The sequence below is a fragment of the Streptomyces sp. NRRL B-1347 genome (assembly GCF_000720325.1).
In the GTDB taxonomy this organism is placed as follows: domain Bacteria; phylum Actinomycetota; class Actinomycetes; order Streptomycetales; family Streptomycetaceae; genus Streptomyces.
In genome coordinates, this window is the sequence record NZ_JOJM01000049.1 from 1 (window position 1) to 25,689 (window position 25,689).

General features: G+C 70.5%; 17 protein-coding genes. 10 read left to right on the top strand and 7 right to left on the bottom strand.

The features are described 5' to 3' along the window. Positions 1–373: 373 nt before the first annotated feature. From IG74_RS0131670 to IG74_RS48190, 3 genes are all read left to right on the top strand, one after another. Positions 374–892: a flavodoxin domain-containing protein gene (locus tag IG74_RS0131670; RefSeq protein ID WP_030684358.1), complete on the top strand. Its 519-nt coding sequence runs from the start codon at positions 374–376 to the stop codon at positions 890–892. Between the two features lie 646 nt (positions 893–1,538). Continuing rightward, entirely contained in the window at positions 1,539–4,715 is a 3,177-nt protein-coding gene (locus tag IG74_RS0131680) for a S8 family peptidase (RefSeq protein ID WP_051855722.1), read from the top strand. Between the two features lie 222 nt (positions 4,716–4,937). Beyond that, positions 4,938–5,363, top strand: a complete 426-nt coding sequence (locus tag IG74_RS48190) for an STAS domain-containing protein (RefSeq protein ID WP_234334514.1) — start codon at positions 4,938–4,940, stop codon at positions 5,361–5,363. Here IG74_RS48190 and IG74_RS46410 read toward each other — a convergent pair. The 3 genes from IG74_RS46410 to IG74_RS0131700 form a co-directional block, all read right to left on the bottom strand. Beyond that, complete coding sequence (locus IG74_RS46410; protein WP_030684361.1) at positions 5,309–5,746, bottom strand: cyclic nucleotide-binding/CBS domain-containing protein; 438 nt, start codon at positions 5,744–5,746, stop codon at positions 5,309–5,311. The genes IG74_RS48190 and IG74_RS46410 overlap by 55 nt on opposite strands. A 140-nt stretch (positions 5,747–5,886) precedes the next feature. Then, on the bottom strand, positions 5,887–6,321 hold the full coding sequence (locus tag IG74_RS0131695) for an Hsp20/alpha crystallin family protein (RefSeq protein ID WP_030684362.1): 435 nt from the start codon (positions 6,319–6,321) through the stop codon (positions 5,887–5,889). Then, positions 6,318–7,310: a CapA family protein gene (locus IG74_RS0131700; RefSeq protein ID WP_051855726.1), complete on the bottom strand. Its 993-nt coding sequence runs from the start codon at positions 7,308–7,310 to the stop codon at positions 6,318–6,320. Before IG74_RS0131700 ends, IG74_RS0131695 begins: the two co-directional genes overlap by 4 nt. Before the next feature lie 981 nt (positions 7,311–8,291). Here IG74_RS0131700 and IG74_RS54250 point away from each other — a divergent pair. From IG74_RS54250 to IG74_RS0131725, 5 genes are all read left to right on the top strand, one after another. Next, positions 8,292–8,420, top strand: coding sequence for a hypothetical protein (locus IG74_RS54250; protein ID WP_267885617.1), 129 nt, complete (start codon positions 8,292–8,294; stop codon positions 8,418–8,420). 142 nt (positions 8,421–8,562) lie between these two features. Then, positions 8,563–11,247, top strand: a complete 2,685-nt coding sequence (gene ppdK / locus IG74_RS0131710; RefSeq protein ID WP_030684364.1) for a pyruvate, phosphate dikinase — start codon at positions 8,563–8,565, stop codon at positions 11,245–11,247. A 188-nt stretch (positions 11,248–11,435) separates the two neighbouring features. Continuing rightward, entirely contained in the window at positions 11,436–14,111 is a 2,676-nt protein-coding gene (gene adhE, locus IG74_RS0131715; RefSeq protein WP_030684365.1) for a bifunctional acetaldehyde-CoA/alcohol dehydrogenase, read from the top strand. Positions 14,112–14,683: 572 nt separating this feature from the next. Next, positions 14,684–15,904, top strand: a complete 1,221-nt coding sequence (locus IG74_RS0131720) for a sensor histidine kinase (RefSeq protein ID WP_051855740.1) — start codon at positions 14,684–14,686, stop codon at positions 15,902–15,904. After that, a complete protein-coding gene (locus IG74_RS0131725; RefSeq protein ID WP_037826363.1) occupies positions 15,901–16,593 on the top strand; it encodes a response regulator transcription factor in 693 nt (230 codons plus the stop codon). The genes IG74_RS0131720 and IG74_RS0131725 overlap by 4 nt, the downstream gene beginning before the upstream one ends. A 204-nt stretch (positions 16,594–16,797) precedes the next feature. On the opposite strand, the gene IG74_RS52305 is transcribed toward IG74_RS0131725, so the two are convergent. Next, positions 16,798–17,085, bottom strand: coding sequence for a hypothetical protein (locus IG74_RS52305; RefSeq protein WP_158857843.1), 288 nt, complete (start codon positions 17,083–17,085; stop codon positions 16,798–16,800). Between the two features lie 380 nt (positions 17,086–17,465). On the opposite strand from IG74_RS52305, the gene IG74_RS0131735 reads away from it, so the two are divergent. Further along, on the top strand, positions 17,466–18,656 hold the full coding sequence (locus IG74_RS0131735) for a serine hydrolase domain-containing protein (protein ID WP_051855728.1): 1,191 nt from the start codon (positions 17,466–17,468) through the stop codon (positions 18,654–18,656). A 513-nt stretch (positions 18,657–19,169) separates the two neighbouring features. After that, complete coding sequence (locus IG74_RS0131740; RefSeq protein WP_051855729.1) at positions 19,170–20,294, top strand: serine hydrolase domain-containing protein; 1,125 nt, start codon at positions 19,170–19,172, stop codon at positions 20,292–20,294. A gap of 436 nt (positions 20,295–20,730) precedes the next feature. Here IG74_RS0131740 and pflA read toward each other — a convergent pair whose 3' ends face one another. From pflA to IG74_RS0131760, 3 genes are all read right to left on the bottom strand, one after another. Continuing rightward, complete coding sequence (gene pflA, locus IG74_RS0131745; protein WP_030684371.1) at positions 20,731–21,477, bottom strand: pyruvate formate-lyase-activating protein; 747 nt, start codon at positions 21,475–21,477, stop codon at positions 20,731–20,733. Beyond that, positions 21,474–23,735, bottom strand: a complete 2,262-nt coding sequence (pflB, locus tag IG74_RS0131750; protein WP_037826364.1) for a formate C-acetyltransferase — start codon at positions 23,733–23,735, stop codon at positions 21,474–21,476. Before pflB ends, pflA begins: the two co-directional genes overlap by 4 nt. A gap of 626 nt (positions 23,736–24,361) precedes the next feature. Beyond that, complete coding sequence (locus IG74_RS0131760; RefSeq protein ID WP_030684373.1) at positions 24,362–24,949, bottom strand: GNAT family N-acetyltransferase; 588 nt, start codon at positions 24,947–24,949, stop codon at positions 24,362–24,364. Positions 24,950–25,689: the final 740 nt, after the last annotated feature.

Here is a 25,689-nt window from a genome sequence, read left to right on the forward strand (position 1 = left end):
GAGACAAGCCATCACCCGAACGCGAGGGTCCATACGCCACCCCGGAATCCTCCCACCCACACCACCACAACACCCACCGAACTTACGAAAAGATCAGTAAGGTGCACGGTGTGGTGCCCCAGTCCCCTGGCACCCGCACAACCACGGCTTCTGCTCCTGGACATCACCCGGCCGCACACCACTGGTCACTCGTGCCTCTCCGGGTGCCCCTCACCACAGGAAGTGCCCTCGGGAAACCGGGAGAACGCCAGGACCCGGCCCCACACGGGTCACGGTGAGCGAAGAGCCCGTCCGGGAGCGGCACGCGTCCCCCGTCGTGCCGCTCCCTGGCAAGCGGCCGACGTGCCCCCTCCCGCACAGAGGAATTCGCCCCATGGCCGTCCTCGTGGGATACGCCAGCGCACACGGCTGCACCCGGTACGTCGCGAAACGCATCGCCGCCCGGCTCACCGAACACGATCTGACCGCCGACGTCAGAGCCCTGCGTCCGCACCGGGAGAACGGCGCCTACGACGCCTTCGTTCTGGGCAGCGCCATCCACCAGGCCTCCTGGCTACCGGAGGCCCAGGGCTACCTGCGTCACCACACCTCCCTGCTCATCCGATATCTGGTGCGGCTGTTCCGCACCGGCGTAGCACATGTGACAGGCCGTACGGCCCGTGTGGGCGTCATCCCACCCCGCCAGCTGAGCCGCTACCACCGCGTCCTCGAACCGCGCGGCTACCATCTGTTCGCCGGTGTCGTGGAACGCAGTCACTACGACTTCCTGGGGCGTTTGGTGTTCCGCGCGCTCGGCGGTCGTTACGACGACTACCGCGACTGGCGGAACCACACAAAGGGAGCGCCCGGCTCCGAGGATCCCGTGGGGGGAGCCGGGCGCTCCGTACGATGAGGCCGACGCCGCCGGGCCGGATCGCGGCGTGCACGTCCTTGGACCGCTGCTGACCGTCTGCCCGCGAACCGCCGACGGCATCCGTCTCAAGGACTGGCGTAACGCCTCCACAGGCCACCCCTCGCGCACGACGAGGCCCGCGCGCGGAGGACGGTGCCGCAGCAAGGTACAGGACGGACCACGACAAGGACCGCCCGGCCTCATGTCATGCCCTCCGCCCGCCCTGAACAGTTGAAGTACGCCCGGCGACCCGAGGGAGGGCTCAGATGAATGCGCTCGTCCCGATCGGGTCGTTGGTCGCGGTCGCCTGTCCGGTGTTCGGCGACAGCTCGTTCGCCATCGGTGTCACGCACCGCCGCTGATCACCTGCGGTGCAGGGAACCGGGCCCCGAACGGGGAGGTTCGAGGTCGTCAGGCGCCGCGTTGTTCGTGCTGTGCGCTCGATAAAGAGCGCCGGTTGGGAGGGGACATGCGCAAGACGAAGAAAGGGCTCCTCAGAGCCTCGCTGGCTGCGGCACTGACCACAACGGCGCTGGTGATGCCCTCCGGGGCCAGTGCCGTCGGCGGGGGGCGAGAGGCTGACACCGCTGAAGCCGCACCGTCAGCAGCGATCACTGCCGAGGCCCGTACGGACGCGCCGAAGCAGTTGACACTGATCACAGGCGACCGGGTCACCACGAATGCCGAGGGCGCCCTCACCGGGTTCCGCCCCGCGAAGGGCCGGGAGGACGTTCCCGTGTCCGTCTCCCGCTCCGGGGCACACACCTACGTCATCCCCAGGGACGCCGTCACCCTGATCCGCGCGGGCCGACTCGACCTGCGCCTCTTCGACATCCGCGCTCTCGTCACATCCGGCTACGACGACGGGAGCCGGGCACGGCTTCCGTTGATCGTCGGCTATCGGGGCGCGGGCGGCACCGCCAAGAAGGAGTTGCGACACTCCCCCGCCCAGGTCGGTCGCGCCCTGCCCGCCATCAACGCCGAAACCGCGAGCGTCCGGAGGAAGGACGCGGGAAGCGTGTGGGAAGCCCTCACCGACGAGAAGCACGAGGGCGACCGCCGCGCGGTCGGAGGGCTCGAGACCCTGTGGCTGGACGGCAAGCGACGGGCCACCATCGACAGGAGCGTGCCGCAGGTCGGCGCACCCAAGGCCTGGCAGGCAGGCTATGACGGCAAGGGCGTCACCATCGCCGTGCTGGACACCGGCGTCGATCAGAGCCACCCGGACCTCTCAACCCGCGAGGTCGCGGAGCGCAACTTCTCCGACTCTCCCGACAGCCTCGACCGCTTCGGGCACGGCACGCATGTCGCGTCCATCGCCACGGGCTCGGGTGCGAAGTCGGACGGCACGTACAAAGGCGTCGCACCAGGCGCGCGCGTGCTCGACGGCAAGGTCCTCAACGACGGGGGCATGGGCTACGAGTCCTGGATCATCGCCGGGATGCAGTGGGCCGCCGACGAGGGAGCGAAGGTCGTCAACATGAGCCTCGGCGGCGGGGACACGCCGCAGACCGATCCGATGGAGGAGGCGGTCAACACGCTGTCGGCCGAGCACGGCACGCTGTTCGTGATCGCGGCCGGGAACAACGGGCCCAGTGAGCGGAGCGTCCTGACACCGGGCAGCGCGGACGCGGCGCTGACCGTGGGCGCGGTGGGCCGGGCCGAGGAACTCGCCGAATTCTCCAGCCGCGGACCGACGGCGGCCGGCGCGCTCAAGCCCGATCTGACCGCCCCAGGCGTCGGCATCGTCGCGGCGAAGTCGGCCCACGGACAGATCGGGGACCCGGTCGTAGACGGTTACGTGTCGCTGTCGGGCACCTCGATGGCCACCCCGCACGTGGCCGGTGCGGCCGCGATCCTGGCCCAGGAGCACCCGTCCTGGTCCGGAGCGCGCATCAAGGCGGCGCTCACCGCCACCGCTCGGGGCGACGCGGCGTCGTCACCCCTGTCACCGTTCCAGCAGGGCACGGGGCGGCTGGACGTCGCCCGAGCCGTCGAGCAGAGCACTGTGGCCGAGCCCGGCGTGCTCGACTTCGGTCTCCAACGCTGGCCGCACGGCGACGACGAGCCCCTGCGCAAGTCCCTCACGTACCGCAACGACGGCACCGCGTCGGTCCGACTGGATCTGGCCGCCACCACGTACGCGCCGGACAACAATTCCCAGCCCACGAGCCTGTTCACCGTCGAACCGACGACCCTGACCGTGCCCGCGGGCGGCACCGCGACAGCGACCGTCACCGCGGACACCAGGACGGGCACCGTGACCGGCGTCTTCTCCGGGGTGCTTCAGGCGACCGGCGACGGCCAGTCGGTGCGGACCGCGCTGACCGTGGACCGCGAGCACGAGTCGTACAGCCTGACGCTCCGGCACACCGGGCGCTCCGGCAAAGCGACCGGGGACTATTCGACGTCCCTCTCCGGCCTGGACCAGGACTACTACGACTTCCCGTACGACGCGGACGGCACGGTCACCCTGCATCTGCGCAGGGGCCACTACACGCTGGACAGCACCTTGCTGACCATGGCCGGAGGACGGATCACCGGGACCGACTGGCTCGCCCAGCCGATGCTCAACCTCACCAAGGACACCACCGTGCAGCTGGATGCACGCAAGGCCAAGCCGATCACCGTCTCAGTACCCGACGCCAAGGCGGAACAGCGGTGGGGGTCCGTCGGCTACAACGGCTCCTACAACGGTCGTGGATTCGCCGCCTCCCAGTGGCTGGAGGACTTCCGCGGCCTGCGCACCGCGCACCTCGGCCCCCAGCTGCCCGCCGGAGACCTGATGGCGTACGTCAGCGGAGTCTGGCAGCGCGCGGCCTCGACCGGCACGGTCGTCAACTACCGTCTGCCGTACACCCGCACCGGCTCCGTGTACACCGGCTTCAACCACAAGACGTCGGTCAAGGAACTGGCCAAGGTCACCCTCGGTCTCGGCGCCTCGGTACGGAACAGGTCCGGGGCGCTGGTCGTGACTCCGCACATGGACCGCGTCTGGACCGGTGGCCTCAGCGTCCGTCACAGCCTGCCCGGCACGTCGGTCGAATACCTCAAGACGTCCGGGGTCCGGTGGGGCTTCGAGTTCCAGCAGCTCAACGCATGGCAGGAGCCGGACACTTCGTACAGCTGCGGGCCCAAGGCCTACACCGCGGGCAAGAGTTACGCCGACCGGTTCAATACGGCGGTCTTCGGCCCGTCCCTGTCGGGCGAGGCCGGCATCCTTCGCTCCGGTGACGGCATCCGCGCCTCGATTCCGCTGTTCACCGACGGGAAGGGGCACTCCGGCTACTCCGCCTTCCGGACCGCCAAGACAGCGCTCTACCAGGACGGCAAGCAGGTCTGGCGGAGCGACTGGCTGCCGGAGACCGACTGGATCCCGGTTCCCGCGGGGAAGGCGGCCTATCGACTGACGACCGACGTGTACCGGCCGTCGACCGTCACGGCCGTCACCACCCGCGTCACGGGGGCCTGGACGTTCACCTCTCAGCGGACGCCTCCCGGCCAGGAGAGCCGGCTCGCCGCTTCGGCGGTGCGGTTCAGCCCGATCCTGAGCCTGGCGGGTACGGCCAAGGCGGGCACCACGTTGAAGGTCCCGTTCGCCGTCCAGGGCAGCGCCCAGGGCAAGAACCTCAAGAAGCTCACGCTCGAGGTCTCGTACGACGGCGGCGCGACCTGGAAGGCCACGAAGGTCGTCAACGGCGCGTACACCACGCTGACGCACCCCAAGGCCCCCGGCTCGGTCTCCTTGCGGGCCAAGGTGACCGACGTGCACGGCAACACCCTCACCCAGACCGTCTACGGCGCCTACACCACGACCAAGTAGTACCGGAGCCAGGCGTCCTGAGCGTGCCGCCACCAGCGGCGCGCTCAGGACGGCGTGCGACTCCACGGACGAGAGAATGGCCGGTTCCGGGTGTGTGGCGGCACGTGACAGCGGCAATAGTGCGAACGTCGGCAGCCGCGTCGCCCTCAGGGGCCGCCGGCCGCCTCCATGAGGTCGAAACGGCAGAGTCGAGGACCCATGCCCCAGCGGGACGCCTTCCGAATGAGACGACGGCAAGCGGGCCAGGCCCTGGTGGCCGAGCTGCACGGCGAAGTGGACATCGCCGCTGTGAAGGCGCTGGCACGCACCCTGCACGAGCTGACGGGCGACCAGAAACGGGAGCTGATCGTGGACCTGCGCCACGTGACGTTCATCGACTGCAGCGGCCTCGGAGTGCTGTGTGCCGCGCACAACCGACTGGCCGCGCGAGGGCTGCGGCTACGGCTCGTGGTGGACCGGCCGTTCACCCTACGCATGCTGCGGATGTGTAAGCTCGACCGCGCTTTTCTCGTCTTCGACTCGCTGTCCGCCGCGCAGCACCGTGTACAGGACGGGCAGCGGCTGCTCACTGAGCACGTGAGCCTACGGCGGCCTCACGTGGCCCGGAACGGAGCGGCCTGCTCCAGCAGGCTGTCCACCGCGCCCTGAGGCTCCGCGAGCCCCCGCGTCGAGAGCCGGACCAGCTCGTCGAAGGTCACCACCCCCACGAGCCGGCTCCCGGAGACGACGGGAACGCACAGCACCCGCCGTGCGCGCATGGTGCGGTAGGCGGCCATGAGGTCGTCTTCGACGTCGACGGCGACCGGCCGCTCGGTCATCACCGTGCCCACCCGGACCTGCGCCGATGCACCTCGCGCAAGGACGCGGATGACCAGGTCGCGGTCGGTCACCGTGCCGAGCAGACGGTTGTCGTCGGCGACGACGAACAGGGTCCCGACGCCCGAACGCCTCATGCGCCGGGCCACGTCCTGCACCGAAGCCGTGTCCGGCACGGCGACGGCAGGTGAGGACATGGCGTGCTGGATCCGCATGGCGCACCTCCAGGCTGAGCATGCCGAAAGACTGCCTGCGGCGCAGGCCTACAGGCGCGGGGCCGAAGTGCGGGCACCTCCGTGGTGTGCGGACGCCGGGCGTCCGGCGTCCGCACACCGCGGGCGGCGCGGCCACCGCGTCAGCCGGTGACGCGGCGGACCGGAATGGTCTTCCCCTCGGTCTTCTTCGTGGCGGTGAGCGGGACGGTCACGATGAGGATGCCGTCCTTGTACTCCGCCTGGATCTCGTCCTCCCGCGCTCCGGCGGGCAGCCGTACGGCACGGGCGAAGGAGCCGTAGCGGAACTCACTGTGGTGCTTGCGCTCAGTCTGCTCGCTGCGCTCCGCCCGCAGCGTGAGCACGCCTTGGGCAACGGTCATCTCGATGTCCTTCTCCGGGTCCAGGCCGGGGAGCTCGGCTCGCATGCGGTAGGCGTCGTCCGTGAGCTGTTCCTCGATCCGGATGCCGTGCAGCGCGGCGGCGGTCCGCCGCATCGGCAGCCCTGTGAGGCCCGATTCGAGCCAGTCGAAAACGTCCGGCAGCACGGGTGGCCGCCATTCCAGCAGGTTGGTCATTTCGATTCCTCCTTCGAGCGCCCGGACGGCCAGTTCACGACGAGGGAGTTGCCCCGGCGCTTGACCGTGGTTCCCAGCGCGGAACAGGCGCCGGTGAGCCGGTCCGCGATCCAGTCGTACTCAGCCTGGTCGGCCAGGCGGGTGTGGGCGTGGTCCAGGGCGATGGGAACGGCCTCCGTGCGCTGCGGTCCGTCCTCGTCGAGCGTCACCAGCCAGAGCAGCCCCAGGTCGTTGCGGAGCGCGGGATGCGTGGCGTAATCGTCGATGAAACCGCCCAGGTCGAACAGGACATGACGGGTGAACCCGTGGAAGAGATGGGCCGCGTGGCCTGCCACCAGCGTCGCCCCCGCCTCGACGAAGGCGTCGGCCGCGCGGCGCACGTACGGTGCCGGGCGGCCCACCATCGCCGGTCCCCAGTGCACGCTGACCAGGGTGACGTCGGTGTCGCGGCGTACAGCCAGGATGCGGTCGGCCAGCCAGTCCGGTACGCCGCGTCTGAGGTCGGCGTGTGCCACACCGGGCCTGCCGGGTCCGGCGGCACAGTCCGCGGGGTGGTCGGTGACAGCGACGAGCCCGACGGTGAGACCGCCGGCCTTGAGGATCGCGGGGGCCCTGGCATCGTCGGCGTCCGCACCGGCACCGACCGCCTGAATGCCGGACCCGGCGAGCAGCAGCCGGGTGTCGGACAGGGCGTCGGCGCCGTAGTCCAGGGCGTGGTAGTTGGCGAGCGAGACCGCGTCGACGCCCAGTTCGGTCAGGACCGCGACTGCCCGGGGCGGGGCGCGGAAGAGGAAGGGCTTGCCCGGGACGGGGGCGGGGGTGCCCCGCTCGGAGACGGCGCACTCCAGGTTGAGGACGAACAGGTCCGCCTGCGCGGTCAGGTCCCGGATCCGTTCCGAGAACAGCGGCCGCGGCCGGGTCCGTCGCAGTTCGTCGGCCACCCCGCAGCCGAGCATGGTGTCACCTGCCAACGCGATCGTCAGTGTCATCGCACGCCTTCCTGCAGGCCGCGGGAGAGGAGGAATTCGTGGGCCTGGCTGACCCCGCCCCGACATCGTCCTGCGGCGTCTGCTCGTCTCACCTCGCGCTCGCAGCGGGGACTTCGGTCACGGTCGTGGTCGGAGCCGCCTTCTGCGGTCATGCCCAGTCTTGCCGCCACGTGCCGGTGCGGGGCAGGGCCGATGAGGGCAGCGGCGGGGGCCGATCGGCCTCCGTGACCCGCGGGAGCGGTGCCGGGTGGCGTTGTGCGTCGGTTGCACGGGCGTCGAGCAGGGCCCGGACGACTCCGGAACGGGGCCGGTCGTTCCTGTCGGACCGGACGGCCACCGGCTGCAGTGAGGAGGAGACGGCCGCTGTGGCCTGGTCCGACGGCCGGGGGCGGGCATGCGATGCGTCTGCCGAGGGACGGCCGGACGGGAGCTGGCCTTCGCACCGTGTCACTTGCGCGGCTCCGACCAGATGATTCCGACGCTGTCGCGCGACGGGGCGCCTGTGGCGTTGCAGATGGCACGGAAACGGGGCGCCTCCTGGACGTGATCGCCGCGTGCAAGCCGGGCGTGCTGGACCGGCCGGAGGTCGGTTTCGGAGCGATCGGCGAGGACGGCACCGCGGCCTCAACGACGACGTGGTTCGCCAGACCCGGCTCGGCGCCGAAGAGCGGGCGGTTGCGAAGCGAGCGAACGCGCGGAACTGCAGCCCCGCGTGATCCGGTGCAGCGTCGCGTGCTCCGGTAAGGAGGCACCAGGCCGCCTGCCCGGCGCACGGCCGTGGTGGTCGACGACGGACTCGCCACCGGCACGAGTGCGGCCACCGCCCGCCGGGGCGTACGGGCCCTGGGCGCGGCCCGGATGGTTTCGGTACCCGTACGACGCGTACGACGACTGGCTTCCAGCTCGGGCAAGGACCCTGCCAGGAGGCACAACGCGTCACGTGGGGTGGGACCGGGCGGGCCCGGCTCCCGCCGTCGTGCCTTGCCGCTGCCCGGGTCCGACGACCGGGCGGTCGTCGAGCCGGTGGCGGAGGCGGGCGAGGCGGTGCCGGACGGCCGCGCGAGCGGGACCACGCGTCACGGACCGTCCGACGCGGAGGTGTGGGCCTGACGGGCCGGCATCAAGGACTTCCAGCACCTGTCACGACGCGCGCCCCGTGCTCAAGGCTGAAGCGACCGATCGGCCGCGTACGAGGAGCGACCGGCCGCCAGCGCCACTCCCCCGAACCCCCGGAGGAAGGAAGCACACCGCCATGGTCCAGTACGTGTACGCGTTCACCGAGGGCACCCGCGACATGGCCGGCCTGCTCGGCGGCAAGGGCGCCAACCTGGCCGAGATGACCCGGCTCGGCCTGCCCGTGCCACCCGGCTTCACCGTCACCACCGAAGCCTGCCGCGCCTACCTCGCCACCGGAACCGAACCGCACGGCCTCGCCGACGAGATCGCCGCACATCTGGCCGCCCTGGAACGGGGCGCCGGGCGCCGGCTCGGGCAGGCGGACGATCCGCTGCTGCTCTCCGTGCGGTCCGGGGCGCGCTTCTCCATGCCCGGCATGATGGAGACCGTCCTCGACATCGGCCTCACCGACGACTCAGTGCGGGGCCTGGCCAAGGTGTCCGGGAGCGAGCGCTTCGCCTTCGACTCCTACCGTCGGCTCATCCAGATGTTCGGCAGTACGGTGATGGGCGTCGACGCCGCCCTGTTCGAGGAGGCCATCGCCGGCCTGAAGGAGTCCCGTGGCGCCCCGGACGACCTGCACCTGGACGCCTCCGACCTCGCCCGGCTCGTCGAGACGTACAAGAACCTCATCCGCGAACAGACGGGCCTGGACTTCCCCCAGGACCCCGCCGAGCAGCTGCGCCGCTCGATCCGCGCCGTCTTCGCGTCCTGGAACGGCGAGCGGGCCCGCCTCTACCGCCGCCGCGAACACATCGCCGACGATCTGGGCACCGCCATCAACGTCCAGCGCATGGTCTTCGGCAACGTCGGCCCCGACTCGGGCAGCGGCGTCGCCTTCACCCGCGACCCGGCGACCGGCCGCGACGGACCGTACGGCGACTACCTGTCCAACGCCCAGGGCGAAGACGTGGTCGCGGGCATCCGCAACACTGTGCCGCTGACCGAACTCCAGCTCCTGGATCCGCCGTCGTACGCGCTGCTGCGCCGGCATCTGGCAACCCTGGAAACCCACTACCGGGACCTGTGCGACATCGAGTTCACCATCGAGCGCGGCACGCTGTGGATGCTGCAGACCCGGGTCGGCAAGCGGACCGCCGAGGCTGCTTTCGCCATCGCCGCCGCCCTGGTCGACGAGGGGCTGATCACTCCTGACGAGGCGCTGGCCCGCGTCGGCGGCGAAGGCCTGGCCCGGCTGATGTTCCCGCGGTTCGACGCGTCCGCCGCCGGCGAGGCCCTTGCGCACGGCCTTCCGGCGTCGCCCGGCGCCGCGGTGGGCGCGGCGGTCTTCGACTGCGCCGAAGCCGTGCGCCGCGCCGCCACGGGGGAGAACGTCGTCCTGGTGCGGCAGGAGACCACCCCGGACGACCTGCCCGGCATGGTCGCGGCCCAGGCCGTCGTGACCAGCCGCGGTGGCAAGACCAGCCACGCGGCCGTCGTCGCCCGCGGCATGGGCAAGGTCTGCGTGTGCGGCGCCGAGGCACTGGCCGTGGACCCGCAGGGACGTCGTTTCACGGCGAGCGGTGTCACCGTCGAGGAGGGCACGGTCATCTCCGTCGACGGCTCCACGGGGGCCGTGTACGCCGGGGCGCTTCCGCTCGTCGACTCCGTGGTCATGCGGTACTTCGAGACGGGTGAGCGCTCCGCCGGGCTCGTCGACGCCGTGGCCCGCGCCATGGGCCGGGCGGACGACGTCCGCCGCCTGGAGGTGCGGGCCAACGCCGACACCCCTCAGGACGCGGCGCGGGCCCGTCGCTTCGGCGCGCAGGGCATCGGCCTGTGCCGCACCGAGCACATGTTCCTCGGGGACCGGCGACAGCTGGTCGAGGCAATGATCCTGGCCCGCACCGAGGAGGACCGCGAGCGAGCCCTGGACGCGCTGCTGCCACTGCAACGGCAGGACTTCGTCGGCATTCTGCAGGCCATGGACGGCCTGCCGGTCACCATCCGCCTCCTCGACCCGCCGCTGCACGAGTTCCTTCCCGACCGCACCGAACTCGCCGTCCGCATCGCCGCCGCCGAGGCGCACGGCGAGGGAACCAGCGAGCACGACGCCACCCTGCTCGACGCCGTGAACCGCATGCACGAGGAGAACCCGATGCTCGGCCTGCGCGGCGTGCGTCTGGGTCTGGTGGCACCGGGCCTGGTCGCCATGCAGGTGCGGGCCGTCGCCGAAGCGGTCGTGGAGCGCAAGCGGGCAGGAGGCGACCCGCAGGCCGAAATCATGGTCCCCCTCATCGACACGGTCGAGGAACTGCGCCTCGTACGCGAGGAAGTGGAACAGGTGCTCGCCGAGGTCTCGGCGGCCGCGGGCGTCCCGGTGTCGTGTCCGGTCGGCACCATGATCGAGCTTCCCCGGGCAGCGCTCACCGCGGGGCGCATCGCCCGCGAGGCCGAGTTCTTCTCCTTCGGTACGAACGACCTCACCCAGACCACCTGGGGCTTCTCCCGCGACGACGTCGAGGCGGCCTTCTTCTCCGCCTACCTCGACAAGGGCATCTTCAAGGTGTCTCCGTTCGAAACGATCGACCGCGAGGGCGTCGGTCGGCTGGTCCGGATCGCCGTCACCGAGGGCCGGGCGGCTCGGCCCGGACTGAAGATCGGCGTCTGCGGCGAGCACGGCGGCGACCCCGACTCGGTCGGCTTCTTCCACGCGGCGGGGCTCGACTACGTGTCCTGCTCCCCGTTCCGGGTGCCGGTGGCCCGGCTGGAGGCGGGCCGGGCGGCGCTCGCCGGTACGGACACGAGCGACAGCAGGTGACGCCCCTCGCGGGGCCGATCGGCCCGTCCTCTCAGGGCCGTCAGCCCCTCACTCGTGGCCCAAGAGGGGATCGGCTCCCGCCAGGGACATGAACGAAGCTGCTGGTGGTGGGGGCTCCGACGCCCCGGAGCCCCCTCTTCTCGCCAGCCGCGCCGCGGCCCGGCCCTCGACGACGGAGGCACACTCTCATGACCCTCCACACCGACCCCCCGCCCCCTTCCGGAGCGGACGAGCCGTCCGGCACCGCTGCCACGATCGACCGACTGGTGTCGGCCGGGCTCACCACCCTCACCGCGTACGAGCACCTCACCCAGGAACAGGTCGACCACATCGTCAACAAGGCCTCGGTCGCCGCCCTGGACCAGCACACCGTGCTGGCGCGCCTCGCGGTCGAAGAGACCGGGCGCGGCGTCTTCGAGGACAAGGCCGTCAAGAACATGTTCGCCTGCGAGCACGTCACGCACAGCATGGGTCCGATGAAGACGGTGGGTGTCATCTCCCGTGACGACACCGAGGGCATGGTCGAGATCGCGGAACCGGTGGGTGTGGTGTGTGCGATCACGCCCGTCACGAACCCCACCTCCACCACGATCTTCAAGGCGCTCCTCGCCCTGAAGACCCGCAACCCCGTCGTCTTCGCCTTCCACCCCTCCGCCCAGCGGTGCAGCGCGGAGGCCGCGCGGATCGTGCGCGACGCGGCCGTCGCCGCGGGAGCGCCGGAGCACTGCGTCCAGTGGATCGAGGCCCCGTCCATCGAGGCGACCGGCGCACTGATGCGTCACCCCGGTGTCGCACTGATCCTGGCCACCGGCGGCAACAGCATGGTCAAGGCCGCCTACTCCGCAGGCAAACCGGCCTTGGGCGTGGGCGCGGGCAACGTTCCCGCCTACGTCCACAAGAGCGCGCGCCTTCGCCGGGCGGTCAACGACCTGGTGCTGTCGAAGGCATTCGACAACGGCATGATCTGCGCCTCCGAACAGGCCGTCATCCTGGACGACGCGATCCACGACGCGGCACTGGCGGAGTTCCGCACCCTGCACGCGCACCTGGCCACGGCCGAGGAGAAGAGGAAGCTGGAGGCGTTCCTGTTCCCCGCGGGGGCCGCGGGCTCGGGCTGCTCGCCCAAGGTGAACCCCGCGGCCGTGGGCCGGAGCCCGGTCTGGATCGCCGAGCAGGCGGGCTTCACCCTGCCCGCCGACACCTCGCTCATCCTGGTCGAGGCCGAACGGGTCGGCCCTCAGGAGCCGCTGACCCGCGAGAAGCTGTGCCCGGTGCTCACCGTCCTGCGGGCCGGATCCGAGCAGGAGGGATTCGACCTGGCCGCCGCCATGGTCGCCTTCCACGGCCAGGGCCACAGCGCCGTCATCCACGCCGAGGATCAGGAACTCGCGGAGGCGTACGGCAGGCGCCTGCGGGCCGTGCGGATCATCGTCAACGCCCCGTCCTCGCAGGGTGCCATCGGCGGCGTCTACAACAGCCTGCTGCCGTCGCTCACCCTCGGCTGCGGATCGTGGGGCAGCACCTCGGTGTCCAACAACGTCTCCGCCGCGCAGCTGTTGAACATCAAGCGCCTGACCACGCGCCGCAACAACCTCCAGTGGTTCAAGGTCCCGCCGAAGATCTACTTCGAGCCGCAGGCCATCCGCTATCTCGCCGACATGCCGGACGTCCACCGCGTCACCGTCGTCACCGACGCGACCATGACCCGCCTCGGCTTCGTCGACCGCGTCAGGCACGTCCTGCGCAACCGTCAGGAGAACGTCACCGTCCAGGTCATCGACGACGTCGAGCCCGAGCCGAGCATCGACTCCGTCCAGCGCGGCGCGCGCCTCATGCGGGACTTCCGCCCGGACACCATCATCGCGCTCGGCGGCGGCTCGCCCATGGACGCGGCGAAGGTGATGTGGCTCCTGTACGAGCAGCAGGCCGACGGCAAGGACATCGCCTTCGCCGACATGCGGCACAAGTTCTTCGACATCCGCAAGCGCGCCTTCCGCTTCCCGGTCCTCGGCGCACGGGCCCGGCTGGTCTGCGTGCCCACGACGTCCGGAACCGGCGCCGAAGTCACCCCCTTCGCGGTCATCTCCGACCCGGCCACCGGCAAGAAGTACCCCCTGGCCGACTACGCGCTCACGCCCAGCGTGGCGATCATCGACCCGCAGCTCACCACGGACCTGCCGCCGGCGCTCGCAGCCGACAGCGGCTTCGACGCGCTCACCCACGCCGTCGAGGCGTACGTGTCCGTGTACGCCAACGACTTCACCGACGGCCCGGCCCTGCACGCGATCCGCATGGTCTTCGAGCACATCGAGGCGGCGGTGAACGACCGCGCCCGGCAGCCGGAGGCCAGGGAGAAGATGCACAACGCGGGCACCGTCGCGGGCATGGCGTTCGGCAACGCCTTCCTCGGCATCGTCCACGCGATGTCGCACACGCTGGGCGCCACCTTCCACATCGCGCACGGGCGCACCAACGCCGTGCTGCTGCCGCACGTCATCCGCTACAACGGCACCGTCCCCGCGAAGCTCACCGGCTGGCCCAAGTACGAGCACTACCGCGCCCCCGAACGCTTCCAGGACATCGCCCGCACCCTCGGCCTGCCCGCCGCCACCCCGCAGCAGGGCGTGGAGTCGCTCGCCCACGCGGTGGAGCAACTGCGCGACGCCGTGGGCATCGAACCGTCCTTCCAGTCCCTCGGCGTCGACGAGCAGACCTTCCTCGACGCCCTGCCCCAACAGGCCCTGAACGCCTACGAGGACCAGTGCGCGCCCGCGAACCCGCGGATGCCGATGCTGGACGACATGCAGGGGCTGATGCGGGCGGCCTACTACGGATCAGGTGCCGAGCCGCACGCCGGAAGCTGACTGCCTTGGCTTCCCCGGCGCGGGCAACGACGTACAGCAAGTTTCTTCAGCGTTTCCGCTCCAGGGGGGACGGCTTTCGCGATGGACGTCATGCGGTTCGGGCTGCGCCGGGATCTGCGGAAGACCGCCACGACTTCAGGCGTGCGACGCCGCCTTCGACCGACGTTCGTGCCGTAGAGCCCGGTTGACGGTCTTCCCGGGGCGAGGAGAATCTTCCTGCAGGGGCCCGCGTTTGATGCCTTGCCTTCGACTGGGACGGCAGCTGCGCAGCGTGGAGGTTCATCCTCCGCGGTGAGCCTTGTACGCCGACCCACCGGGCGCCGTCGTCCGCGCGGGGGACGAGGACGCCTGTAGGACCTGGGTCCGGCGCATGGCCCTGACTGGGACCAGGGTCCTGGTCAGGCATCGCTCCCGGGTGTCTGTCCGGGGCCGGGAGCCGATTGCGAGAATGGACCGCGGGCGCCGGTTCCCTTCCGGGATGGCGGGCCGCTGCGGGAACGGCTCACGAATGAGGGGTGCGGTAGACCGGCGGAGGCCGGGATCGGCCGGCCATGGAAAGGACCATCATCAGCATGTCGACCCACCACCGGCCCCTGCCGCCGTCACCGAGAGCCGACGGCCTGCCCTGGACCGCCAGTGACGTGCTCGTGGCTGTCGTGGCTGCGGCTGTCGATCTCCTCGGTTACACGGTCGGCGGCCCGGACGGCGGCCAGCCGGTCTCCCCGACTGTGTTGGTCCTGCTCGTACTGGCGGCCGTACCGCTGCTCACCAGGCGCCGCTACCCGCTGGCGTCACTGGCGGGTGTGCTGGTCCTCGGCCTGGCACTGAACCTGAGTGAGCCGGTGTCGCACCACTTCAACGGCACGCTCGCCGTGGCGCTGTTCGCCGTGGCCCGGTCCCGCGGTCTCGTGGTGGCGGCGCCGGCCGCTCTCGTGGCGGCCGCCGTGACGCTGCTGGGCCGGGGACACCCATTGCCTCCGCCGGTCGCGGACGTGGTGAGCAGCGTGCTCGCGGCGGCACTGGTCATCGCTGCGGCCGAGGCACTGAAGCGCTGGCAGCACATGGTGGAGGTCCGGCGCAGGCTGCTGGCCGACCGTGCGGTGGCCCAGGAACGTCGCCGCATCGCACGGGAGCTGCACGACATCGTCGCCCACCACATCACCACCATGCAGCTGATGGCCGGTGGCGCCAGAGCCAACCTCGGGAGCGACAGCGAGGTGGTGCGCGACGCTCTGGTCACCCTGGAGGGCTCCGGGCGAATAGCGCTGCGAGAGATGCGTCAGCTGCTCGACGTGCTCCGGGCCGACGACGAGCCGGACCAGGCGCTGGCCACGCCGCAACCCGGTGTCGAGAGCCTCGGACAGCTCTTCGAAGAGTCCCGCAGGGCCGGCCTGCCCGTCGACTTCGCCGTCCACGGGGCGGAACGCCCGCTGCCACCGAGCACCGGCCTGGCGGTGTTCCGGATCGTCCAGGAGTCCCTCACCAACACCCGTAAGCACGCCGGCCAGGCCCAGGCGCGGGTGCGGCTGACGTACCACCCGGACCGGATCACCCTCGAGGTGTCCGACAACGGCACGGCCGCACCGACCGACACCCTGGTGGCCGCCCTGGCGGCAGCGGGCGGTACGGGTGGTCCGCGAGCAGGCCGCACCGGGTACGGGCTGATCGGCATGCGTGAGCGCGTCGCGCTACAGGGCGGCACCCTGGTGGCCGGCCGCCTCGACGGCGGTGGCTTCCAGGTGGCGGCCACCCTGCCGGTGGCGCCGGTCGACGAGAAGGAGCGGCTCGGGTGACGGAACCCTCGGAACGGATCAGGGTACTGATCGCGGACGATCAGCCGCTCGTGCGGCGGGGCGTGGCCCTGGCCTTGAACCACGACCAGTTCGACGTGGTGGCCGAGGCGGACAACGGGCAGCGGGCGGTCGAGCTCGCGCACCAGCACCGGCCCCATGTCGTGGTCATGGACATCCGGATGCCGGTTCTCGACGGCGTCCAGGCAACCGAGCGGCTCACGCGGGAGCTGCCCACATGCCGAGTCCTGGCGCTGAGCACCTTCGACATGGACGAGTACGTGGTCGCCGCCCTGCGCGCCGGCGCCTGCGGATTCCTGCCCAAGGACGCCTCTCCGGAGGAGCTTGTGGCGGCCGTGCGCACCGTGCACACCGGGGAGGCGGCCGTGGCACCCCGCCTGCTCACCCGGCTGATCTCCGCCTACGTCACCGCGCCCCGCCGTCCGCAGCCGCCGTCGCCGGTGCCCAGCATGGGCAAGCTGACGCCCCGCGAGGTCGAGGTGTGGCACCGGCTGGCCACCGGTCTCGACAACGCCGAGATCGCGTCGGCGATGGGCATCAGCGCCTCCACGGTCAAGAACCACATCACCAGCATCTTCGCCAAGCTGAGTGTCCGCGACCGTGCCCAGGCGGTGATCGCGGCCTACGAGTCCGGCCTGGTCGAGGCCCGGTCGGCGAGCCCGGTGGGCTGAACCTGACCGTCCTGTGCTGGCAGAGGACGGCCGCGCAGGAACCCGAAAGAGAGGGATCGCGGCCCCGTCCACGGGAGCCGCGATCCCTCTGCTCGGTGTCGGGCTCCGCGCGGGCAGAGGGCTGGACCGAGGCGAGTCAGCGGCAGCGGGCCGCATCCACCGTGGCCCCCTCACGCTGCCCGGCCGCGTCACTTGGGATCATGGTCACCGCGATGTTGGCGGAGCGTCCGTCATCGGTGGCTTCCCCGGCGGTGTAGTAGCCCGGAAGGGTCCCGCCGTGGCCCGGTACAGGCCTTTGCACGACAGGGATCTGCTCACCAGGACCAGCCCGTAACGGACGCCTGGGCTTATCTCCTCGGCGCGGACGGTGGTGCGCATCTGCTTGCGCTGGACACTCTTGAGGACAGGGTTGCCCTTGTCCTTGAGCAGCACGGAGAGGAAGCGGTTGAAGTCGGAGTTGGTGGACACCACGGCGGCCGCGACAGCCAACACCCGGCGTCGGCCACCCCGACGGGAGCTCGGGAAGCGACTTTGATACGTGCTCGTGCACGGAGGAACCCCTCTGCTGGATGGCACCGGTGATTACCGGCCTTCGCCAAGAGGATTCAGGGCAGGAAAGTTCATCCGCCTCCAGGACGAGCCCGGCCCTGGGAGCGGACTCCCCCGGGACGGCTCCAGGCAGGACCGTGCTCCTGGCCGACGTCGATCTCCCGGACGAAATGCGCCAGGAGCGTCAACTGGCCTGCATCCGGGCGCAGTCCATGCCTGTGACCACGGTCCACCGCGTCGCCTCAAGCTTCACGAGAGGCGCACGGGCCAGGTGAGTGCCGCGAACTGCGGCACGGCACACTCAGACCGCAAAGGAGCACGACATGGCAGTACGTCGACGAGTGCACACCGGAGTGGTGGGGCTCGCTGCGGCGGCAGTGGCCGCTACCGCGTTCACCGCCCCCGCACACGCCGAGTCCAGGAAGGGGCACGCGGCGACCCAGCGTGCGATGGACGCCATGGTGGCCGACGGGGTTCCCGGGGTCGTGGCCGCGGGAGTGGACAAGGGTGGTGCCTGGCGGAGCACTTCGGGTGTCGGCAACCTGAGGACGGGCAAGCCTCGAAGCGCCGACGACCGGTTCCGGATCGGCAGCATCACCAAGACGTTCGTGGCGACCGTGCTGCTGCAGATGGAGGCCGAGGGCAGGCTCGACCTCGACGACACCGTGGAGCGCTGGCTCCCCGGCCTCGTACGGGGCAACGGCAACGACGGCAGCAGGATCACCGTCCGCCAACTCCTCAACCACACCAGCGGACTCTTCAACTACACCAGCGACAAGCAGTTCGCGAAGGACATCCTGCTGGAGGGCTTCCCCGCGCACCGCTACGACACCCACACACCGCGGGACCTGATACGGGTGGCACTGGCACACAAGCCGGACTTCACGCCCGGAGCCAAGCACTCGTACTCCAACACCGGTTACATCCTGGCCGGGTTGATCATCGAGAAGGTCAGCGGCAACAGCTACCAGCACGAGATCCGTGAGCGCGTCATCAACCCGCTCAACCTGCGGACGACCCGCCTCCCGGGCGCCGATCCCTTCCTGCCGAAGCCGAGCAGCCGGGCGTACTCGAAGCTGAGCAAGGACCCTGCCGCGACGAGGATCCACGACGTCACCGAGAACAACATGTCCTGGGCCTGGGCGGCAGGCGACGGCATCTCCACGACTCGCGACCTCAACCGGTTCTTCAGCGCCCTGATGCGCGGCAAGCTGATGCCCGACAAGCAACTCGCCGAAATGCAGACGACGGTACCCACGCCCGACGACCCCGCCTACTCCGGCTACGGCCTCGGGCTGTACAGCGTCAAGACGAGCTGCCACGCGAAGCTGTGGAGCCACAGCGGTGGAACCCCCGGCTCCATCACGGAGACCGTGACCACACCGGACGGACGTCACACCTTCGCGTACAACGCCAACGGCGACTGGAGCTCTAGGGGCAACGTGGTCGACGCGGAGTTCTGCGGAGCGGCCGGCAAGGGCAAGCAGGGGGAGCGTCCGGCGCCGCGACTGTGAAGTGCCACCGGGAGGGGTGAAATGAGGGCCCCGGCAGCGCGCGGAAGCTGCTCCTGCGGGTGCATCTGACGCGCGCACCAGGGCACGGTCGAAGGCGGGCGCGGGCCGACTCGGTGCACGATGGCCGAGCGGGCCCGTGCCCGCCACGACTTTCTGCCGTTGCCCAGATGGATGGCCAGGAGCGGGACACCGCGTACGTGGTGCGCCTCTGCCACCGTCCAGACCGCCCGCCACATCCTCGTCCCGGACGACGGCCGGACAAGCCAGGGCCGCTTGCGATGGCCACAACGCCCAGACGGACGTGCCCCACATGGAGGCGGAGGGGCGCACCCAGTAGACCGGTGGGCCGTGTCTCAGCGCGAACTGGGAGTTCACTCCCAGGGCGACCACCGGGAGTCCGCTCCTGGGAAGGCTGGGGACAGATCAGGGTGATTCCTGATGGGCAACGGCGCCTGATCCCGGCAGAGTTGATGTTGCCACCAAGGCCCGTCACCACCCTTTGGAGGAACCTCGATGCGTAGACATCTCGCCCTGACCACCCTCGCCCTGGCCACCGCTGTCACCGCCGGCATAGCGGCACCCGCGAGCGCCGCCCGGCCGGACCCTGTGCGACAGGGACTGGAGACGCTGGTGCACTCGGACCACGCACCCGGCGCGCTGGCGAGCGTGTTGGACGGCAAGGGGAACGTCCGTACCTACACCGCAGGCGTAGGGGACCGGGACACGCACGCGAAGATGCCCCGGAACGGTCAGGTGCGGATCGGCAGCGCCACCAAGACGTTCACCGCGGTAGTCGTGCTGCAACTGGTCGGCGAAGGCAGGATCAGCCTCGACAAGCCGATCGACAAATACCTGCCGGGACTCGTCCGGGGCAAGGGGATCGACGGAGACCGCATCACAGTGCGCCAGCTCCTGCAGCACACCAGCGGACTTCCCGACTACGAGAACGACGTCACAGGCGACATCCTGGAGCGCCGGTACCTCTCACCCCGCGACGCGCTTGACATCGCCCTCAAGCACAAGGCCGACTTCGAACCCGGCAAGAAATGGTCGTACAGCAACACCAACTACCTCGTGGCCGGACTGATCGTGGAGAGGGTCACAGGCCGACCTCTCGCTCAGCAGATCGACAAGCGCGTCATCCAGAAGGCAGGGCTGCGTCACACCTACTTCCCCGCCCCCGGCGAGACGACCATCCGGGAACGCCACCCCCAGGGCTACCGCCCGGAGCCCATGGGCGCGCCCTCACGCAACGTCACCGAGATCGACCCCTCCGCGGCCTGGGCGGCCGGCGCGATGGTCTCCACCAACTCCGACCTCAACCGCTTCTTCTCCGCGCTGCTCAAGGACGACGGCAACCCTCTCCTCAAGCGGGCCCAGCGCAAGCAGATGCGCACTACCGTCCCCATGCAAAAGGGGAACTCCCGTTACACCATGGGACTGGGGATCATGCGGGTTCAGCAGTCGGACAAGTGCGCCTTCTGGGGCCACAGCGGCGGCATCCCCGGCTTCGGGACCTGGGCTGCGGCCACCGACGACGGCCGCGCCGCCAGCGTCACGATGAACCTTGAACCGAAGACCGACGAAGCCGTAGAGCACCTTAAGGAGACCGTGACGGCAGCCCTGTGCCGACGCTGAACCAGGCCGCCCGCCCGGCTGACGCCGCGCGGCGCTGACCAGAAGGAACAACACCACGCGGCACGAGCAAACACCATCGATCATGGATTCCGCCCCGCTCGTTCCCTCCCCCCGATGGCGTAGGCGAGCGTCCGATGCTCGATCGTGCCTACCGCGAGGCCGGAGCGACCATCCGCACCCCGCACTGCGGAGGTGCTCTGCCCTAGCAGTACGCGCAGTTCGGCCGGGGCCCCGGCCGTCTTCGCGCCCCTGGCGAGCGCGCCTTCGCACGGCTGAAGCAGTGGCGGATCTTCCGCAAGGCCCGTCGCAGCCCCAGCCGAATCAGCCGCACCATCGCCGCAGTCCACGCCATCGAGGTCGCCCGGCGTTCAGGAGGCAAGGGACGGGAGCACGAGGGTGCATCCTCGTACACCAAGGCAGGGGAATCCCAACCCGCTCAAAACGCCCGCAATCCATGCCTTCGAAACTGCCCCCGCACCCGCTCGACGACCTCGGGCCCCGGCCCCGGCGTGTCGCGCAACGCGAAGCGAAGACCGAGGGACTCGTACTTGTGGGCACCCAGCTTGTGGAACGGCAGGACGTCCACCCGCTCGACATGGCGCAGGCCGGCCAGGAAGGCGCTCAGGCCGTCCACGCAGGCCGCGTCGTCGGTCCAGCCGGGGACCAGGACGTAGCGGATCCACATCGGGACGCCGAGGCGGTTCAGGCGGGTGGCGAAGCGGAGGGTGGGGGCGAGTTCACCACCGGTGAGCCGGCGGTACACCGCGGCGTCGAAGGACTTGATGTCCAGGAGCACCAGGTCGGTGTCGGCGAGCAGGGCGTCGTCGGCGCGGGTGCCGAGGAAGCCGGAGGTGTCCAGGGCGGTGTGCAGCCCCGACTCCTTGCAGCGGCGCAGGACGGAGGCGGCGAAGGCGGGCTGGAGCAGGGGCTCGCCGCCGGTGAGCGTCACCCCTCCCCCGGCGGCGGTGACGAACGCCCGGTAGGTGCCGATGCGGGCCATGACGTCGTCGACGGTGGTCGGCTGCCCGTCGCGCATGTGCCAGGTGTCGGGGTTGGCGCAGTACAGACAGCGCAGCGGGCACCCGCTGACGAACAGCACGAAGCGGGTTCCGGGGCCGTCCACCCCCGTGGACAGGTCCCAGGAGTGGACGCGCCCCGTCACCTCGTCGGTCGCGGTGTTCACAGTGCTCCGTGGAAGGTGCGGCTGATCACGTCGAGCTGCTGTTCGCGCGTCAGGCGGACGAAGTTGACAGCGTATCCGGAGACGCGGATGGTCAGGTCGGGGTACTTCTCAGGGTGGTCCATGGCGTCCTTGAGCGTGGCCCGGTCCAGGACGTTGACGTTCATGTGGAAGCCGCCGGAAGCCGTGTAGGCGTCGAGCATGCCGACCAGGTTGCCGGGCCGGTCGTCCGGATGGTGGCCCAGGCCCTCGGGCGTGATCGTGGTCGTCAGCGAGATGCCGTCGTACGCCTGCTCGTAGGGGATCTTCGCCACGGACAGCGCCGAGGCGGCCACTCCATGGCGGTCGCGCCCGTTCATGGGGTTGGCGCCGGGGGCGAAGGGCTCTCCCGCGCGGCGTCCGTCGGGGGTGTTGCCGGTGTGCTTGCCGTAGACCACGTTGGAGGTGATGGTCAGGACGGACTGGGTGTGCTCGGCTCCGCGGTAGGTGGGGTGCTTGCGCACCTTCGCCATGAACGACTCCACGAGGGCCACGGCGATCGCGTCCGCGCGGTCGTCGTTGTTGCCGTAGGCCGGGTACTCGCCCTCGGTCTCGTAGTCGACGGCCAGCCCGGTGGCGTCCCGGATCACCTTCACCCGCGCGTACTTGACGGCGGAGAGGCTGTCGACGGCCACCGAGAGCCCGGCGATGCCGCAGGCCATGAAGCGGTGCACGGGGTGGTCGTGGAGCGCCATCTCGATGCGCTCGTAGGCGTACTTGTCGTGCATGTAGTGGATGACGTTGAGCGCGTCCACGTAGGTCTGCGCCAGCCAGTCGAGCATCCGGTCGTACGCCGCCCGCAGCTTGTCGTACTCCAGGTAATCGCAGCGCAGCGCGGGCGCTTTGGGGGCGATCTGCTCGCCGGTCAGCTCGTCGCGGCCGCCGTTGATCGCGTACAGCAGGGCCTTGGCGAGGTTGACGCGCGCGCCGAAGAACTGCATCTGCCGGCCCACGGCCATCGCCGAGACGCAGCAGGCGATAGCGGTGTCGTCGCCGGTGCGCGGGCGCGTCAGCTCGTCGGACTCGTACTGGACCGCGCTCGTGTCGATGGACACGCGGGCGCAGAACTCCTTGAAGCCGGTGGGCAGCCGGGGTGACCACAGCACGGTGAGGTTGGGTTCGGGCGCCGGGCCGAGGTTGTAGAGGGTCTGCAGGAAGCGGAAGGAGGTGCGGGTGACCAGGGGGCGGCCGTCGACGCCGATCCCGCCGATGGACTCCGTCACCCAGGTCGGGTCGCCGGAGAACAGGGCGTCGTACTCGGGCGTGCGCAGGAAGCGTACGATCCGCAGCTTGATGACGAAGTCGTCGACGAGCTCTTGGGCGCGGCGCTCGTCGATGGCCCCTTCGTCCAGGTCCCGCTGGAGATAGACGTCCAGGAAGGTCGAGGTGCGGCCCAGCGACATCGCGGCGCCGTTCTGTTCCTTCACGGCGGCGAGGTAGCCGAGGTAAAGCCATTGAATCGCTTCGTGCGCGGTGACGGCGGGGCGGGTGACGTCACAGCCGTACGTGGCCGCCATGGCCGCCAGCTCCGCCAACGCCCGGATCTGCTCGGCGAGTTCCTCACGATCGCGGACCACGTGTTCCGTGGAGGGGCGGGCGTCCAGCACGGCGCGCTCGGCACGCTTGGCGGCGATCAACCGGTCGGTGCCGTACAGGGCCACGCGCCGGTAGTCACCGATGATCCGGCCGCGACCGTAGGCGTCCGGCAGGCCGGTGATGATTCCGGCCTTGCGGGCGGCCCGCATGCCGGGCGTGTAGGCGTCGAAGACGCCGTCGTTGTGGGTCTTGCGGTACGTGCCGAAGACCCTCGTCACGAACGGATCGGGTTCGCGGCCGTAGGCGCGCAGCCCGTTCTCGACCATGCGCAGGCCGCCGTTCGGCATGATCGCGCGCTTCAGCGGGGCGTCCGTCTGGAGGCCGACGACGAGCTCCAGGTCGCGGTCGATGTATCCGGGGGCGTGTGAGGTGATCGTCGAGGGCGTGGCCGTGTCGACGTCCAGGATTCCCTTGCGCCGCTCCTCGGGGAAGAGCGCACTGACCTTCTCCCACACCGCGCGGGTGCGGCCCGTGGCACCGGTCAGGAAGGCCGCGTCGCCCTCGTAGGGCGTGTAGTTGGCCTGGACGAAGTCGCGCACGTCGACGCGCTCGCGCCACCGCCGCCCCGCGAAGCCGCGCCACGCGGTTCCCGGAACTGCCGCGTTCGTCGGAGTCACCGTCGCCATCACTGCCTCCGCATCAGCTGGCGTTGCCGCCCGCGGAGCTCCGCGGGCGTCTCTGGAGCCGATGCTCGTCCTCACGGCAGGCCCGTCGACAGGGCCGCAGGGGGCCTTTCCCGCGCCGTCCGGCCCTGTTGTCGCACGATGGCGAGGCCGAACGGTCCTCCGCACCGCCGGGCCGGAACCGGTGCGGGGCGCTTCCGGCCTGCGCGTCGGATCAGGCGGGCTCGCGCCCCTTCTCCTCGTCCATGCGCCCCGGCCTGCGGGCCGCGCCCGTGGGCTCCGCACCCACTCCACGGGACAGGCGCTCCCCCCTCTCTGTCTGCCCGTTCGGCACCCCGCGCAAGCCGTTCGGCACGCTGCGCACTCGCTCCTCAGGCGGTGCGATGAAGTCGGAAGGCAAGTCGGACTCCCGACGAAAGGGGGGCGTCTCATGGCCACGTCCTTGTCTCCGGACTTCTGGAGGCTCTTCGTCGCACTGCTGATCGTCACGGTGGTGGCCACGGTGGTGATCAGTGCCGCGCTCGACGCCCTCGTGGTACGGCTGCGCCGACGCGGTGCGGACGGGCCGCCACAGCGGACGAAAGGGCCGCGAGAGCCGGATCTCGGCACGCCCGGGCTCCCGAGTCCGCTCAGCCCGCCCGGCCCTCAGGGCCGGCCGTCCGCTCCCAGTCGTCGCGGGTGAGGCCGTACTCGACCTCACCGTGCTCGAGGCCTTCGAACGGATCGGGCCACCGCCGGGCGAGGTACCCGCGGTAGGACAGGCCTGCTTTCTCCATCACGTGCCGGGACCGGGTGTTCACCGCCATGGTGTTCGCAGTGACCCGTCGCACGCCGAGGTCGGTGAACCCCTTGGCGATCAGTGCCCGGGACCCTTCGGTGGCGTATCCCTTGCCCCAAGCGGCCGCGTGCGGCCGGTAGCCCAGCTCGGCCACGGTGGCGTCACGGTCGTCGCGAGGACGGAACTCGAAGCGGCCCAGGAACCCCCCGGCGCTCTTCTCCTCTGCGGCCCAGTAGCCACGCGCTCCGAAGCAGGGGCAGTCGTGGAGAAGCCGGGGCAGGACCCGCGTACGGATCGCCTCGCGGCTCACAGGCCTGCCGCCGTTGATGAAGCGCATGACCTCAGGGTCGTTGTCCAGTGGCAACAGGCGGTCGACATCGTCTTCGGCGTCGGTGAACGCGCGCAGCACGAGCCGGGCGGTTTCCAGGAAGGCGCACATGCCGCGATCGTCCCCCGCTGCGGTTGAGGACGCCTGTCAGGGAGCCGGGCTCCTGGACCGAGCAGGCCCGTGCGGCCCTGAAGGCGGCGAGAGTGGAAGGCGTCCATGGACATCCGGATCACACCCCTGGATGGATCTGGGCAGATCGCGCGCTCGCGGCCGCGCCGAGCAGCCGCCTACGGCGATGCCGACCCCGAGCCCGAGGCCCAGATGTTGCGCAGCATCCTCTTCTTGGCCGTCTCTCTCGCGGTGATGACGGGCAGCCCGCTCCTGCCGCCACCCCCACGCTTCCGGACGGGAAGGCGGCGGTCATCGCCACGTCCGCCACGGCGGGTCGGGCTGCTCAGGACGATCCGCCTCCGCCCAGTCCCTGGGAGAGCGCGAGGGTCCCTCGACACGGAGGCCGAATGCGCCGACGCGGGCCGGGGACAACGCTTCCACTTCACGTGCCGCCACGAGTGGTGGGAGATCGAGTACCGCTGGAGGCTGTGGGTCCACGAGGGCGACCCCGTCGCCAGGAACGCAATCGGGCGGGCGGAACTCGTGCCCGCCCTGGCCGGCCGCGCCGCGGGACGCCCGGCGGTCGGGCGGCAGCGGCCCGACTGGGAGTTCGAGACCAGCTACTACCGACATGCCTGGTGCGCTCACGCGGGAGCCAACGGCTTCCCCCGGTACTGGACGGCCTGCCAGTGCCGCACGGTGCACCTTGGCGGCGGCGATGTGTTCCGCTACGGCCTGTG

Bases quoted from the DNA above. Each gene is read 5' to 3' on its own strand.
- pflB (WP_037826364.1), bottom strand. From the start codon at position 23,735: ATGGCGACGGTGACTCCGACGAACGCGGCAGTTCCGGGAACCGCGTGG.
- IG74_RS0131740 (WP_051855729.1), top strand. From the start codon at position 19,170: ATGCGTAGACATCTCGCCCTGACCACCCTCGCCCTGGCCACCGCTGTC.
- IG74_RS48190 (WP_234334514.1), top strand. From the start codon at position 4,938: ATGAGACGACGGCAAGCGGGCCAGGCCCTGGTGGCCGAGCTGCACGGC.
- ppdK (WP_030684364.1), top strand. From the start codon at position 8,563: ATGGTCCAGTACGTGTACGCGTTCACCGAGGGCACCCGCGACATGGCC.
- adhE (WP_030684365.1), top strand. From the start codon at position 11,436: ATGACCCTCCACACCGACCCCCCGCCCCCTTCCGGAGCGGACGAGCCG.
- IG74_RS0131695 (WP_030684362.1), bottom strand. From the start codon at position 6,321: ATGACCAACCTGCTGGAATGGCGGCCACCCGTGCTGCCGGACGTTTTC.
- IG74_RS0131760 (WP_030684373.1), bottom strand. From the start codon at position 24,949: ATGTGCGCCTTCCTGGAAACCGCCCGGCTCGTGCTGCGCGCGTTCACC.
- IG74_RS0131670 (WP_030684358.1), top strand. From the start codon at position 374: ATGGCCGTCCTCGTGGGATACGCCAGCGCACACGGCTGCACCCGGTAC.
- IG74_RS0131735 (WP_051855728.1), top strand. From the start codon at position 17,466: ATGGCAGTACGTCGACGAGTGCACACCGGAGTGGTGGGGCTCGCTGCG.
- IG74_RS0131700 (WP_051855726.1), bottom strand. From the start codon at position 7,310: ATGACACTGACGATCGCGTTGGCAGGTGACACCATGCTCGGCTGCGGG.
- IG74_RS0131720 (WP_051855740.1), top strand. From the start codon at position 14,684: ATGTCGACCCACCACCGGCCCCTGCCGCCGTCACCGAGAGCCGACGGC.
- IG74_RS46410 (WP_030684361.1), bottom strand. From the start codon at position 5,746: ATGCGGATCCAGCACGCCATGTCCTCACCTGCCGTCGCCGTGCCGGAC.